This window comes from Mycobacterium sp. NGS33 (assembly GCF_059812885.1).
In genome coordinates, this window is the sequence record NZ_JCALDN010000001.1 from 645,179 (window position 1) to 658,823 (window position 13,645).

Genomic DNA, 13,645 nt, shown 5'->3' on the forward strand with positions numbered 1-13,645 from the left:
TGCGTGGTTTACGTGTCGCGGCTGAGCGCGCCGGCTAGCGGCCCAATGACCTTCCCGCGCAATGCAGGTCGGTGCAGGCCTGCACCACCCGCTCGGACATCGACGCCTCGGCCTTCTTGAGGTAGCTGCGGGGGTCGTAGACCTTCTTGACGCCGACCTCGCCGTCGACCTTGAGCACGCCGTCGTAGTTGGCGAACATGTGGCCGGCGATCGGGCGGGTGAACGCGTACTGGGTGTCGGTGTCGACGTTCATCTTCACCACGCCGTAGCGCAGCGCCTCCTCGATCTCCGAGCTCAGCGACCCGGACCCGCCGTGGAAGACGAAGTCGAACGGCTTGGCGTCATCGCCCAGACCCAGCTTGGCCGCGGCCACCTTTTGACCCTGGGCAAGGATGTCGGGGCGCAGCTTGACGTTGCCGGGCTTGTAGACGCCGTGGACGTTGCCGAAGGTGGCGGCCAGCAGGTATTTGCCGTGCTCGCCATGGCCCAGCGCGTCGATGGTCTTCTCGAAGTCGTCCGGCGTGGTGTAGAGCTTGTCGTTGATCTCGTTGGCGACGCCGTCCTCTTCGCCGCCCACCACGCCGATCTCGATCTCGAGGATGATCTTGGCGGCCGCCGCCTCGGCGAGCAGTTCCCGCGCGATCACCAGGTTCTCGTCGATCGGCACGGCCGAGCCGTCCCACATGTGCGACCCGAACAGCGGGTCGCGGCCCGCCGCCACCCGTTCGGCCGAGATCGCCAGCAGGGGGCGGACATAGCTGTCCAGCTTGTCCTTGGGGCAGTGGTCGGTGTGGAGCGCGACGTTGATCGAGTACCTGTCGGCGATGCGGCGCGTGAACTCGGCCAGCGCCACCGCACCGGCCACCATGTCCTTGACGCCCAGCCCGGACGCGAATTCCGCACCGCCGGTGGAGAATTGGATGATCCCGTCGCTGCCGGCGTCGGCGAATCCCTTGAGGGCCGCGTTCACCGTCTCCGACGACGTGCAGTTGATCGCCGGGAAGGCGTACACCTCTTCCTTGGCGCGTCGCAGCATCTCGGCGTAAACCTCGGGCGTGGCGATGGGCATCAGACACCTCCTGACGGCTGGTCCTACCCAACCACGGATGCGTGGTTGACAGCTACCCGGCGAGGCGGGGCGCGGGTCAGTCCGCCCCTTAAGGCCCGGTGTGTGCGGGCCAGGGTCGTTTCGCCGGTATGTTGAGGGATCATGAGCACCGCCGTGACGGCCCTGCCCGACATCTTCGACCCGATGTATTGGTTGGGCGCCAACGGCGTCTTCGGGTCGGCGGTGCTGCCCGGCATCCTGATCATCGTCTTCATCGAGACCGGGCTGCTGTTTCCGCTGCTGCCGGGCGAGTCGCTGCTGTTCACCGGCGGCCTGCTGGCCGCCCACCCCAATCCGCCGGCGAGAATCTGGGTGCTGGCCCCCGCCGTGGCCACCGTGGCGATTCTGGGCGACCAGACCGGCTATTTCATCGGCCGGCGCATCGGTCCGGCGCTGTTCAAGAAGGAAGACTCGCGGTTCTTCAAGAAGCACCACGTGACGGAGTCGCACGCGTTCTTCGAGAAGTACGGGCCCTGGGCGATCATCCTGGCCCGGTTCGCGCCGTTCATTCGGACGTTCACCCCGGTGGTCGCCGGGGTGTCCTACATGCGCTACCCGGTGTTCCTGGGCTTCGACATCGTCGGCGGCATCCTGTGGGGTGGCGGCGTGACGGTGGCCGGCTACTTCTTGGGCAACGTGCCGTTCGTGCACCACAACCTGCAGAAGATCCTGCTGGCCATCCTGGTCGTCTCGCTGATGCCGGCGTTCATCGCCGCCTGGCGCAGCTACCGCGGACGGCGGCAGGCGCAGGGCAGCGAGGACCGGGAATCCGAGCGACTGCCGGCGGCCGAGTAACCGGCCGCGGGGTCAGAGCGCGACGGTGAAGTCGCAGCCCGTCTTGGCGCGGACGTCCTCGACCGTCACGCCGGGCTGCAATTCGGTGAGCACCAGCCCCTGTCCCGGTGCGACGTCGAAGACGCACAGGTTGGTGATGATCATGTCGACCACGTTCTTGCCGGTCAGCGGCAGCGTGCACTGGCTGAGGATCTTCGGGCTGCCGTCTTTGGCGGTGTGATCCATCAGCACGATCACGCGCTTGACACCCGACACCAAATCCATTGCGCCGCCAGGCCCTTTGACCATCTTGCCCGGCACCATCCAGTTGGCCAGGTCGCCGTTCTCGGCGACCTCGAGCGCGCCCAGGATGGAAAGGTCGATGTGGCCGCCGCGGATCATCGCGAAGGAATCGGCGCTGCTGAAAAAGCTCGACCCGGGCAGGCTGGTGATGGTCTGCTTGCCCGCGTTGATGAGATCGGGGTCGACGGCGTCCTCGCTCGGGTAGGCCCCGATGCCGAGCAGACCGTTCTCCGATTGCAGCGTGACCTTGATGCCGTCGGGTATGAAGTTGGCCACCAGCGTCGGGATGCCGATGCCTAGGTTCACGTAGAAGCCGTCGCGCAGTTCCTGGGCGGCGCGCTGGGCCATCCGCTCGCGCAGCGGGCTGTCACTCTTCAGCGCGGCGCCGCCGCTGGTGGTGCGGAACTCGATGCGCTTCTCGTAGCCGGAGCCCGCGATGATGCGGTCCACGTAGATGCCGGGGGTGTGGATCAGGTCGGGGTCCAGCTCGCCGACCTCGACCAGCTCCTCGACCTCGGCCACCGTGATGGCGCCGCAGGTGGCGATCATCGGGTTGAAGTTGCGGGCCGTCTTGCGGTAGACGAGGTTGCCGGCGGTGTCGCCCTTCCACGCCTTGACGATCGCGACGTCGGCCCGGATGCCTTCTTCCAGAACGTATTCGGTGCCGTCGAAGACCCTGGTGTCCTTGCCCTCGGCGAGGTTGGTGCCGAAGGCCGTGCGGGTGTAGAAGCCGGGGATGCCGGCGCCGCCGGCGCGCAGCTTCTCCGCCAGCGTGCCCTGCGGCGTCAGCACCAGGTCCAGCTCGCCGGCCAGCACCTGGCGCTCGAATTCCTTGTTCTCGCCGACATAGGAGGCGATCACCTTCTTGACCTGCCGCCCCTTGAGCAGCAGTCCCATGCCGAAATCGTCTACGCCGGCGTTGTTTCCGACGATGGTGAGGTCCTTGATGCCGCTGTCGACCAGAGCCTGGATCAGCTTCTCGGGGATGCCGCACAGACCGAAGCCGCCCGCGGCGATGGTGATGCCGTCCTTCAGCAGGCCATGCAGAGCCGACTCTGCGTCCGCGTGGACCTTATTGCTCACAGGGTGCTCCCCTTCTCGTGCGGCGACTCGGCGGAGACGTTACAGGCGGCCTCCATGAGCATCCACCCCGACAGCTGCACCGACAGGTCTCGTTCGGCGACCTCGGAGGCCATCACCGCGCCCTCGACGAATTCCGCCTCTTTGCCGCCCGCCGTGGGCAGCTGGGCGTCGCGGTCCCAGAACGGGCCGAACACCGGCAGCCCGTCCACCGTCTGCCTGTTGTCCCAGGCCGCCTTCGCGCTGGCCAGCACGATCCGCCGGGCGGTGTCGCGGGCCAGCGCGTCGTCGGTCGACTCCCCCGGCAGCGTGGTGGCCACCAGCGCCAGGTAGCGGGCGGTCACGCCGGCGAACAGGCCGCCGTCGCCGCCGCCGGCCCCGGCCAGCACGCCCGCCGGCGCCATGTGCTCGTCCACCGCCGCGACCAGCCGGTGCACCCGGGCGGCGTGGCGCTGCCTGACCTCGACGGCGGTTCGGGCGGCCAGCTCGGTCTCCAGTCCGAGCACCACGCCCTGGCAATAGGTGTACTGCGCGCGCACCAGCGAGCCGGCTTTGATGCCGTCGAACACCAGGTGCGTCTCCGGGTCGATCAACGTCGCCTCGATCCAATTCCCCATCTGCTCAGCGCGTTTCAGGTGGTCCCCGTAGCGGGCGAGGAAGATCCCGGCGGGTCCGTTGGCCGGGGCGTTGAAGAACTGGTCGGACTTGCGCCACGGGATCCCGCCGCCGTCCTCGGGCACCCAGGCGTTGACGAACTGGGCGGCGAGCTTGGGCAATGCGCGCCGCCGCTGCACGCCGGCGATCCGGGCGGCGCGTTCGAGCGCCAGCGCCAGCCAGGCCATGTCGTCGTAGTAGCTGTTGATCCACGAGAAGTTGTTGCGCAGCCGGTGCGAGCGCACCTGCCGGTTGATCTCGGTGTGGCGGTGCGGCTGCGGATCCCGCGCCTGGGCGTCGACCAGGCAATCCAGCAGATGCGCCTGCCACCAGTAGTGCCAGGTGCCGAACCAGCGGTCGCGCCGCGTCGCCGGCCAGGCCACCACCCCCAGCTGTGTGGCCGGCAGTCCCCAGAGGCGTTTCAGGTGTCGTTGCGTGACAGCGGCTTCGCTGCTGGCCGCGCGATTGGCCCAGAGCTGATCCATACTTGTCGATCCTGCCGCACCCGGTCGAGTGCGCGCGTGGGGGCGTCGGGACTTACCAGGCCTGGGACAGGTCGGCGTGCTGCTCGACCCAGGCGTGCATGGCGATGCCGGCGGCGACGCCGGCGTTGATGCTGCGCGTCGAGCCGAATTGCGCGATCGACACCGTCAGCGTTGCGCCGGTGCGGGTGTCGTCGGTGATGCCGGGTCCCTCCTGGCCGAACACCAGCAGGCACTCGCGCGGCAGCGCGGCCTCCTCCAGGCGCGCCGCGCCCGGCACGTTGTCGACGGCGACCACGGTCAGGCCGGCGTCGGCCGCGAAGTCGAGCAGCTCGGCGGTGCTGTCGTGGTGGCACAACCGCTGATAGCGATCGGTCACCATGGCGCCCCGGCGATTCCACCGCCGCCGCCCCACGATGTGCACGGTGTGCACGGCGAAGGCGTTGGCGGTGCGCACCACCGAACCGATGTTGGCGTCGTGGCCGAAGTTCTCGATCGCGACGTGCAGGGGATGCCGGCGCCGGTCGATGTCGGCGATGATCGCTTCGCGGGTCCAGTACCGGTAGGCGTCGACGACGTTGCGGGTGTCGCCCTCGCGCAACAGGATTGGGTCATACCGCGGGTCGTCGGGCACCTCGCCCTGCCACGGGCCGACACCGGCCGGCGGGGTCGCGGACCATTCGGTGGGCCCGGGTCCGCTCATCGCTGCGTCCACACCCCGGCGTGCGTGCCGTCGATGGCCACCGTCGCGTACAGCAGCGCGTCGTTGATCTCGCCCTGGGTGCACAGCGACGCGTTGACGTGCACCGCATCCAACGACGCGTCGGGCAGGATCAGCACCGACGACCCGTAGGTCGAGCACGCCGGATTCAGTCCGGGGGCGGGCAGGGTCGGGGAGGCCAGCAGCATCATCGGGCCGCCGCGCTTGACGGACTCGTCGCGGTAACGGGCGGCGACCGCGGTGGCCTCCAACCCCAGCAGCATGTAGCCGTTGCCGGTGAACGCTCCCGGATCACCGAGCTGCGTCTTGGTCACCGGGGCGCCGTCGGCGCGCCATGCTGACAGGCTGGCGGTCTTGACGGCGAGCCCTCCGCTGTCGTTGGGGTTGGTGGGCAGCAGCCCCACCGGGAAGGCGACCGGATACGCCGACGAGCTGTTCGGGATCCGGTCGCGCGGCGAGTAGCCGTAGACGCCGCGCACCTGGCTTCGATCCTTCAGCGGCCCAAGGCAAACCGTGCCGGTGAGCCGGTCGCGGGGCGCCGAGAGCGGCGCGGGCACGTCACGCACGCCGGTCTTCGCGTTGTCACAGCTGCCCAGGCCGGCGGTCTCCATGGGGTGGGCCAGCGCGCCGTAGAGACCGAAGCGGATGTCCTCGGGTTTGGCGTGCGGATCCTTGGCCGAGGCCGGGCTCGCGTCGACGTCGACCAGCACGTAGTCGCCGTCCCAGCGCAGATTCGACACCGACATGTTCCAGCCCAGCAGGGCCAGCGATTCGCCGATCCGCGCGCCCTGGGCGCCGTAGGGACGCACGGGCTGGCTGGAGGACGAGCAGCCGGCCAGACACAGCGTCAGGCAGGCCGCCATCGCAAGGAATGTGCGCACGGTGAGGTCGGCCTAGCTCAGCCCCAGATCGGCGAGCCCGAGCACACTTCGGTAGGGCAGCCCCTCGGCCTCGATGGCCTCGGCGGCGCCGGTGGCGCGGTCCACCACGGTGGCCACCCCCACCACGTCGCCGCCGGCCTCCTGCACGGCGCGCACCGCCGTCAGCGCCGAGTTTCCGGTGGTGCTGGTGTCCTCGACCACCAGCACCCGCTTGCCGGAAACCTCCGAGCCTTCGATAAGGCGTTGCAGCCCATGGGTTTTGGCGGACTTACGCACGACGAAGGCGTCGATCGGCCGGCCGGCCGCGTGCATGACCGCGGTGGCCACCGGATCGGCGCCCAGCGTCAGGCCCCCGACGACGGCGTAGTCCCAGTCGCTGGTCAGTTCGCGCATCAGCACACCGATCAACGCCGAGGCGCGGTGATGCAGGGTCGCCCGGCGCAGGTCGACGTAGTAGTCGGCCTCCTTGCCCGAGGACAGCGTGACCCGCCCGTGCACCACCGACAGGCGTCGCACCAGCTGAGCCAGCTCTTCAAGGTCAGGTCCGGCCACGGCCACTCCCGATTCGTTTGGTGACGGCCCGCATCAAGGTCCGCGGCATCAGGCGTTCGGCGGCGATGATCGCCTTGTACTGCAGGCCCGGGATGCTGATCACCTTGCCGCGGGCGATATCGGCCAGGCTCTGGCTGACCACGTCGTCGACCTCGAGCCACATGAACGACGGCGACTTGGCCATGTCGATCCCGGCGCGGTCATGGAATTCGGTGTGCACGTAGCCCGGGCACACCGCGTGCACGGAAACACCGGTGCCCTGCAGGCCGACGGACAGGCCCTCGCTGAACGAGATCACCCAGGCCTTGGACGCCGAATACGTCGACCCGCGCCCGGGCACCAGCCCGGCGATGCTGGCGATGTTGATGACGGTGCCCTCGCCGGCCTCGAGCATGGCCGGCAGGGCCGCGCGGGTCAGGTGCATGACGGCGGTGACGTTGACGTCGAGCTGGGACTGCAGCAGGGCGGGATCGGCGGACCAGAAGTCGCCGGACGTTCCGAAGCCGGCGTTGTTGACCAGGACGCGCACTCCCCCGGCGGCGAGCCGCTCGCAGACCCGCTGACGGCCGGAGGCGTCGGCCAGGTCGGCGGGCAGCAGCTCGACGGAGCCGGAATGCTTCTGCAGTTCGTCGGACAGCCTGGTCAGGCGGTCGACGTCGCGGGCGACCAAGACCAGGTCGTAGCCGTCGCGCGCGTAGCGTCGCGCGAACCCGGCGCCGATTCCGGACGTAGGCCCGGTGATCAGGGCGACGGGGCGAGGCATGAGCGACATCTTAATGACGGCGGCATCGCCGGCCTTGCGGCCGCCCGGCGCCCGCCGTCAGCGCTGATAGTTGCTGGCCTGGTGGCCGTTGCGCCCGCTCGGCGGCGGACGCCGGAGGGCATCCGGGCGGCCCTCCGGCCGCGGCTGCTCCCGGCGCAGCGGCTCGGCGGCCCGCCGACCCGGCTGCACGTCGGGGCCGAGCAGCCCCGCGACATCCTGCTGCGCGCGCCGGGGCGGCAGCTCCGCGCGGCCCGCGGGCGCCAGCGGCCGGCTGGGCGAGGCGCTGCGCAGTCCGGACGGCGCCCCCGTCTCCTGCGGGGCCTCCTCGGGCAGCGGCGGCAGCACCCGCAGCAGGTCGTTGAACTGGCGCACGGTGCGCAGGCCCTCGTCCCACTCGGTGCGGGTGCTGGTGATCGGCATGGCCACCAGCGTCCAGTTCTGCTCGTTCCACATGATCTCGGCGCTGTCCGGTGCGGTGTGCGCGAAGGTGACCATCCGGCGGTCGCAGGCCCGGCGGGCGGCGTCGAGGTTGGTGGAGTACACCATCCGCGGCCCGATCGCACCCAACAGCCAAATGTCGCTCTCGCGTGGCTCTTTGAGCCCCTTGAGCCGCAGGTCCACCACGACGTTGGTGCCCACCTTGCGGTGCAGCGCGATCACGGTGGCGACCTCTTCGAGGTCGAAGATGTAGACGGCCTCGCCGCGGATCTGGCCCAGCACCACGTTCTGGGCGGCGACGTCGCCCACCGTCGACATCACGCCGCGCTTCCAGCGCTTGAGGATGTCGGTTGATTCAGGCTCGTAGTCGAAACCGTGCGATCGCGCCCACGACTTGCGGCGCCTGCTGCGCCCGCGCCGCCGATCGATGTCGACGTACAGCAACACCCCCGCACCGACAAAGCACAGCGCGGAGAGCGTGAACCAAAGGGGGACCATCCCACACAGGGTATCCGCAATCGCGCCGGAATAAAGAAGTCCGGCTGGTCACAACCCAATTACAGGACGGAACAGCCGTCCCGTGGGATGGTCCCCCTGGCGCCGCACGGTGGCGAGGCTCAGCCGAGGATCAGCGAGTCACCGTCGGGGCTGACGTTCACCGGAACGGTGTCGCCGTCGTGCACGTCGCCGGCCAACAACATCTTGGCCAGCTGATCACCGATGGCCTGCTGCACCAGCCGGCGCAACGGCCGCGCGCCGTAGACCGGGTCGAATCCGCGATGGGCCAGCCACTGCTTGGCCGGCAGCGACACCTCCAGGGTGAGGCGGCGCTGAGCCAGCCGCTTCTGCAGCTGGGCCAGCTGGATGTCGACGATCTGCACCAGCTCACCGGGCTCGAGGCCGGCGAAGATGATCACGTCGTCGAGCCGGTTGATGAACTCCGGCTTGAACGCCGAGCGCACCGCGGCCATCACCATTTCCTCGTCGCCGCCCGAACCCAGGTTGGACGTCAGGATCAGGATGGTGTTGCGGAAGTCGACGGTGCGGCCCTGCCCGTCGGTCAGCCGGCCCTCGTCGAGCACCTGCAGCAGCACGTCGAACACGTCCGGGTGCGCCTTTTCGATCTCGTCGAACAGGATCACCGTGTACGGGCGCCGCCGCACGGCCTCGGTGAGCTGGCCGCCCTGGTCGTAGCCGATGTAGCCGGGCGGGGCGCCCACCAGCCGTGCCACCGAGTGCTTCTCGCCGTATTCGCTCATGTCGATGCGGACCATCGCGCGTTCGTCGTCGAACAGGAACTCCGCCAGCGCCTTGGCCAGCTCGGTCTTCCCGACGCCGGTCGGCCCGAGGAACATGAACGAGCCGGTGGGCCGGTTCGGGTCGGCGACGCCGGCCCGGGACCGCCGCACGGCGTCCGAGACCGCGGTGACTGCCTTCTTCTGCCCGATGACGCGCTGACCCAGCTCGTCTTCCATCCGCAGCAGCTTGGCGGTCTCGCCCTCGAGCATCCGCCCGGCCGGGATCCCGGTCCACGCGGACACCACCTCGGCGATGTCGTCGGGACCGACCTCCTCCTTGAGCATCACGTTCTCGCGGGCCTCGGCCTGCGGCAGCGCGGCGTCGAGCTTCTTCTCCACCTCGGGGATGCGCCCGTAGCGCAGCTCGGCGGCCTTGGCCAGGTCGCCGTCGCGCTCGGCGCGCTCGGACTCCCCGCGCAGCGTGTCCAGCTGTTCCTTCAGCTCGCGCACGACGTCGATGGCGTTCTTCTCGTTCTGCCATCTCGTCGTCAGCTCCGCCAACTTTTCCTTCTGGTCGGCCAGCTCGGAGCGCAGCTTCTCCAGCCGTTCCTTGGAGGCCTCGTCCTCCTCCTTGGCCAGCGCCATCTCCTCGATCTCGAGCCGGCGCACCAGCCGTTCAACCTCGTCGATCTCGACGGGCCGCGAGTCGATCTCCATCTTCAGCCGGCTGGCGGCCTCGTCGACCAGGTCGATGGCCTTGTCCGGCAAAAAGCGCGCGGTGATGTAGCGGTCGGACAGGGTCGCCGCGGCCACCAGGGCCGAGTCGGTGATCCGCACGCCGTGGTGTACCTCGTAGCGGTCCTTCAGCCCGCGCAGGATGCCGACGGTGTCCTCCACCGAGGGCTCGCCGACCATCACCTGCTGGAAGCGGCGCTCCAGCGCGGCGTCCTTCTCGATGTACTTGCGGTACTCGTCGAGTGTGGTGGCGCCGACGAGGCGCAGCTCGCCGCGGGCCAGCATCGGCTTGATCATGTTGCCGGCGTCCATCGCGCCCTCGCCGGTCGCGCCGGCGCCGACGATGGTGTGCAGCTCGTCGATGAAGGTGATGATCTGCCCGGCGGAGTTCTTGATGTCGTCGAGGACGGCCTTGAGGCGTTCCTCGAACTCGCCGCGGTACTTCGCGCCGGCCACCATCGAGCCCAGGTCCAGGCTGATGACGGTCTTGTCGCGCAGGCTCTCGGGCACGTCGCCGGCGACGATGCGCTGGGCCAGGCCCTCCACGATCGCGGTCTTGCCGACGCCGGGCTCGCCGATCAGCACCGGGTTGTTCTTGGTGCGCCGACTCAACACCTGCACGACGCGGCGAATCTCGTTGTCGCGCCCGATAACCGGGTCGAGTTTGCCGTCGCGGGCGCGCGCCGTCAGGTCGGTGGAGTACTTCTCCAGCGCCTGGTAGGTGGCCTCCGGCTCGGGGCTGGTGACCCGGGCGCTGCCGCGCACCTTGACGAAGCCCTCGCGCAGCGCCTGCGGCGAGGCCCCATGGCCGGTCAACAGCTTGGCGACGTCGGAGTCGCCGGTGGCCAGGCCCACCAGCAGATGCTCGGTCGAGACGTACTCGTCGTTCATCTCGGTGGCCAGTTGCTGGGCGGTGGTGACGGCGGCCAGCGACTCGCGCGACAGCTGCGGCTGCGAGCTGGCACCGCTGGCCTGCGGCAGCCGCTCGAGCACCCGCTCGGTTTCGGCGCGGATGGTGGCCGGGTCGACGCCGACCGCCTCCAGCAGGGGCGCGGCGATGCCGTCGGCCTGCGTGAGCAGGGCCATCAGCAGGTGTGCGGGCCGGATCTCGGGGTTACCGGCGGCCGAGGCCGCCTGCAGCGCCGAGGTCAGCGCCGCTTGGGTCTTGGTGGTCGGGTTGAAAGAGTCCACGACGAGCTCCGTTCGGGTACAAAAAGGTTTGCAAAAATGCTTGTCCGCTAGTTCAACGCCGTCAAGGTTGAGTGTGTTCCGCTCAACTCTATCGAGTTTTGAGCAGCACGGCACAGGGGGTACCCCCGTAGCGATGACGCAGACGATGCAGCCCCCCGACCAGGCCGACACCGACCCCGAGACGGCGCCGCGCCCGCGCGCCGGCCTGTGGCTGGCCGGCGTGGCCTTCGCGCTGGCGTTCGTCGGCCTGCTTGCGGTCGGGTTCCACACCGATCTCTCCGGCGGCAGCCCGTCGGCGGTCCCGCAGGCCGGGACGCTGCAGGTCAGCGGGACGGGTATGACGAAGACGCTGCCCTGCCACGGCGGATACCTGTCGGTGAGTGGTGAGAAGAACACCATCACGCTCACCGGGCACTGCACCAGCGTCAGCGTTTCGGGCAGCGGCAACCACGTCGCGGTCGACAGCACCGACGCGGTCAGCGCATCGGGGAGCGGCAACGTCGTTCTCTATCACTGGGGTTCGCCCAAAATCGCCAACGCCGGGACGGCCAACGTCGTGCGACAGGGCTGAGCCGGCGGCCGAGCCTAGAATCGGGGCCCGTGAGCCTGGAGGACACCGAAGCGCTGCGGGTGCTGCGCGACGCCTTCGCGCCCGCGGACTCGGCCGGTGACTCCGCCGCACTCGTGCACCGCTTCTACACCCAGTGGTTCGCGCTCGACGGCTCGGTGCGCGATCTGTTCCCGCCCGAAATGGCCGCCCAGCGGATCGCTTTCGGTCACGCGTTGCACTGGGTGTACGGCGAGCTGGTCGCCCGGCGCGCGCAGGAGCCGGTGGCGTTCCTGGCCCAGCTCGGCCGCGACCATCGCAAATACGGTGTGCTGCCCGCGCACTACGAGACCCTGCGGCGCGCGCTGCTGTCGACGCTGCGCGCGCACCTGGGCGCGGGGTGGACCGACGCCGTGGACGCGGCGGCCCGGCAGTCGCTGAATCTGATCACCGGGGTGATGAGCGGCGCCGCGGACGCAGAGGAGGGCCCCGCCTGGTGGGACGGCACCGTCATCGAGCACATGCGGGTGTCGCGGGACCTGGCGGTCGTGCGGCTGCAGCTCGATCAACCCATGCACTACCACGCCGGCCAGTACGTCAACGTCCACGTGCCCCAGTGTCCGCATCGCTGGCGGTTTCTGAGCCCGGCCATTCCGGCCGACCCCGGCGGCGGGATCGAGTTTCACGTCCGCCTGGTCCCCGGCGGCCTGGTCAGCCCCGCGATCGTCGGCGAAACCCGCATCGGCGACCGGTGGCGGCTGTCCAGCCCGCACGGCGGTCTGCGGGTCGACCGCGACGGGGGCGACGTGCTGATGGTCGCCGGCAGTACGGGCCTGGCGCCGCTGCGGGCGCTGATCATGGACCTGTCTCGGTTCGCGGTGAACCCGCGCATCCATCTGTTCTTCGGCGCCCGATACCGTTGCGAGCTCTACGATTTGCCGACCCTGTGGCAGGTCGCCGCGCACAGTCCGTGGCTGGCGGTCTCCCCCGTCTCGGAGTACAACAGCGACCCGTCGTGGGCCGCGGACTATCCCGACGTCACGCCGCCACGTGGCCTGCATGTGCACCAGATCGGGCGGCTGCCCGACGTGGTGACCAAATACGGCGGCTGGGGCGACCGGCAGATCCTGGTCTGCGGCGGGCCGGCGATGGTCAGCGCCACCAAGGCAGCCCTGGTCGCGAAAGGCGCTCCGCCCGAGCGCATTCAGCATGATCCGCTATGGAGGTAGCCATGCATGTCGTCACCCTGCGCGATCCGGCATCGCCCGTGGTCGCCCAGTTCGTTCCCGAGGCGGGGATGATCGGCACGTCGCTGCGCGACGCGGGTGTGGAGCTGCTGGGGCAGCGCCGCGGCCTGGACGCCTACGTCTCCGACGGCAAGACGATGGGAATCCCGATTCTGTACCCGTGGGCAAACCGCCTGGGCGAGAACACCTATACGGCCCAGGACGTCACGGTGACCTTGACGCCGGGGGAAAACGGGGTGCGCGCCGACCCCAACGGGCTACCCATCCACGGCGTCCTGGCCGCCTACCCCGGGTGGCGGGTGACGGCCGAGACCGACAACGAGCTGACCGCCGAACTGGACTTCGGCGCCGATCCCCGATTGCTGGCCAGCTTCCCGTATCCGCACGTGCTGACGGTCGCGGTGCGGCTGGCCGACCGGACGCTGACGGTGCGGACCACCGTGCGAGCGACCGGTGACCGGGCGGTGCCGCTGTGCTTCGGGTTTCATCCCTACCTGCAGGTGCCCGAGGCCCCGCGGGCCGACTGGATCATCGAGACACCGCCGTTGCGGCATCTGGGCCTCGACGATACCGGGCTGCCCACCGGCGCTTCCGAGCCGCAGCCGGCGCGGCAAGAGGCGTTGCGCGACAACACCTTCGACGACGCCTACGACCAGGTGGCCGACGGCGCGGTGTTCGCGGTGTCCGGTGGCGGGCGGCGCATCGAGGTGCATTTCGAGCGGGGCTATCCGGCGGCGCAGATCTTCGCCCCGGCGCCCGAGGACCCCACGAAGACGATCGTGTCCTTCGAGCCGATGACCGCGCCCACCGACGCGCTGCGGCGGGGTGGCTACCGCTGCGCGCGGCCGGGCGAGCCGGCCGTCACGCAGTTTTCGATCCTGGTGTGATCTCAGTGACCACTCGGGCCACTGCAGTCGCTGTCTGGTGGTCA

The 13,645-nt window shown here is 69.6% G+C and carries 13 protein-coding genes; 4 read left to right on the top strand and 9 right to left on the bottom strand.

The genetic code is table 11. The features are described from left to right. Positions 1-34: 34 nt before the first annotated feature. On the bottom strand, positions 35-1,069 hold the full coding sequence (fbaA, locus tag AC5Y5B_RS02890; RefSeq protein ID WP_500003345.1) for a class II fructose-bisphosphate aldolase: 1,035 nt from the start codon (positions 1,067-1,069) through the stop codon (positions 35-37). A gap of 141 nt (positions 1,070-1,210) precedes the next feature. Between fbaA and AC5Y5B_RS02895 the strand changes: the two genes are divergently transcribed. After that, positions 1,211-1,903 (top strand): DedA family protein, encoded by a 693-nt coding sequence (locus AC5Y5B_RS02895; RefSeq protein WP_500003347.1) that lies wholly within the window; start codon positions 1,211-1,213, stop codon positions 1,901-1,903. Positions 1,904-1,915: 12 nt separating this feature from the next. Here AC5Y5B_RS02895 and AC5Y5B_RS02900 read toward each other — a convergent pair whose 3' ends face one another. From AC5Y5B_RS02900 to clpB, 8 genes are all read right to left on the bottom strand, one after another. Next, complete coding sequence (locus AC5Y5B_RS02900; protein WP_112635442.1) at positions 1,916-3,268, bottom strand: 3-oxoacid CoA-transferase; 1,353 nt, start codon at positions 3,266-3,268, stop codon at positions 1,916-1,918. Next, a complete protein-coding gene (locus AC5Y5B_RS02905; RefSeq protein WP_500003349.1) occupies positions 3,265-4,404 on the bottom strand; it encodes a glycoside hydrolase family 76 protein in 1,140 nt (379 codons plus the stop codon). The genes AC5Y5B_RS02900 and AC5Y5B_RS02905 overlap by 4 nt, the downstream gene beginning before the upstream one ends. A gap of 52 nt (positions 4,405-4,456) precedes the next feature. Then, a complete protein-coding gene (locus AC5Y5B_RS02910; protein WP_112635438.1) occupies positions 4,457-5,104 on the bottom strand; it encodes a TrmH family RNA methyltransferase in 648 nt (215 codons plus the stop codon). Beyond that, complete coding sequence (locus AC5Y5B_RS02915) at positions 5,101-5,985, bottom strand: hypothetical protein (RefSeq protein ID WP_430920178.1); 885 nt, start codon at positions 5,983-5,985, stop codon at positions 5,101-5,103. Before AC5Y5B_RS02915 ends, AC5Y5B_RS02910 begins: the two co-directional genes overlap by 4 nt. Before the next feature lie 30 nt (positions 5,986-6,015). Then, positions 6,016-6,555, bottom strand: a complete 540-nt coding sequence (pyrE, locus tag AC5Y5B_RS02920; RefSeq protein WP_112635465.1) for an orotate phosphoribosyltransferase — start codon at positions 6,553-6,555, stop codon at positions 6,016-6,018. After that, positions 6,542-7,318, bottom strand: coding sequence for an SDR family NAD(P)-dependent oxidoreductase (locus AC5Y5B_RS02925; RefSeq protein ID WP_112635467.1), 777 nt, complete (start codon positions 7,316-7,318; stop codon positions 6,542-6,544). Before AC5Y5B_RS02925 ends, pyrE begins: the two co-directional genes overlap by 14 nt. A 57-nt stretch (positions 7,319-7,375) precedes the next feature. Beyond that, positions 7,376-8,254, bottom strand: coding sequence for a trehalose monomycolate transport factor TtfA (gene ttfA, locus AC5Y5B_RS02930; protein WP_289176266.1), 879 nt, complete (start codon positions 8,252-8,254; stop codon positions 7,376-7,378). Positions 8,255-8,373: 119 nt separating this feature from the next. Beyond that, positions 8,374-10,920, bottom strand: a complete 2,547-nt coding sequence (clpB, locus tag AC5Y5B_RS02935) for an ATP-dependent chaperone ClpB (RefSeq protein WP_112634562.1) — start codon at positions 10,918-10,920, stop codon at positions 8,374-8,376. Positions 10,921-11,053: 133 nt separating this feature from the next. On the opposite strand from clpB, the gene AC5Y5B_RS02940 reads away from it, so the two are divergent. The 3 genes from AC5Y5B_RS02940 to AC5Y5B_RS02950 are packed head-to-tail and all read left to right on the top strand — an operon-like array spanning position 11,054 to position 13,601. Further along, a complete protein-coding gene (locus AC5Y5B_RS02940; RefSeq protein ID WP_240631830.1) occupies positions 11,054-11,491 on the top strand; it encodes a DUF3060 domain-containing protein in 438 nt (145 codons plus the stop codon). A 29-nt stretch (positions 11,492-11,520) separates the two neighbouring features. Then, positions 11,521-12,696, top strand: coding sequence for an FAD-binding oxidoreductase (locus tag AC5Y5B_RS02945; RefSeq protein ID WP_112634563.1), 1,176 nt, complete (start codon positions 11,521-11,523; stop codon positions 12,694-12,696). A 2-nt stretch (positions 12,697-12,698) separates the two neighbouring features. Continuing rightward, positions 12,699-13,601 carry an aldose 1-epimerase gene (locus AC5Y5B_RS02950; protein WP_112634564.1) on the top strand — a complete coding sequence of 301 codons (903 nt, stop codon included), beginning with the start codon at positions 12,699-12,701 and terminating at the stop codon, positions 13,599-13,601. Positions 13,602-13,645: the final 44 nt, after the last annotated feature.

Bases quoted from the DNA above. Each gene is read 5' to 3' on its own strand.
- fbaA (WP_500003345.1), bottom strand. From the start codon at position 1,069: ATGCCCATCGCCACGCCCGAGGTTTACGCCGAGATGCTGCGACGCGCC.
- AC5Y5B_RS02895 (WP_500003347.1), top strand. From the start codon at position 1,211: ATGAGCACCGCCGTGACGGCCCTGCCCGACATCTTCGACCCGATGTAT.
- AC5Y5B_RS02905 (WP_500003349.1), bottom strand. From the start codon at position 4,404: ATGGATCAGCTCTGGGCCAATCGCGCGGCCAGCAGCGAAGCCGCTGTC.
- AC5Y5B_RS02910 (WP_112635438.1), bottom strand. From the start codon at position 5,104: ATGAGCGGACCCGGGCCCACCGAATGGTCCGCGACCCCGCCGGCCGGT.
- AC5Y5B_RS02915 (WP_430920178.1), bottom strand. From the start codon at position 5,985: ATGGCGGCCTGCCTGACGCTGTGTCTGGCCGGCTGCTCGTCCTCCAGC.
- AC5Y5B_RS02925 (WP_112635467.1), bottom strand. From the start codon at position 7,318: ATGCCTCGCCCCGTCGCCCTGATCACCGGGCCTACGTCCGGAATCGGC.
- ttfA (WP_289176266.1), bottom strand. From the start codon at position 8,254: ATGGTCCCCCTTTGGTTCACGCTCTCCGCGCTGTGCTTTGTCGGTGCG.
- AC5Y5B_RS02940 (WP_240631830.1), top strand. From the start codon at position 11,054: ATGACGCAGACGATGCAGCCCCCCGACCAGGCCGACACCGACCCCGAG.
- AC5Y5B_RS02950 (WP_112634564.1), top strand. From the start codon at position 12,699: ATGCATGTCGTCACCCTGCGCGATCCGGCATCGCCCGTGGTCGCCCAG.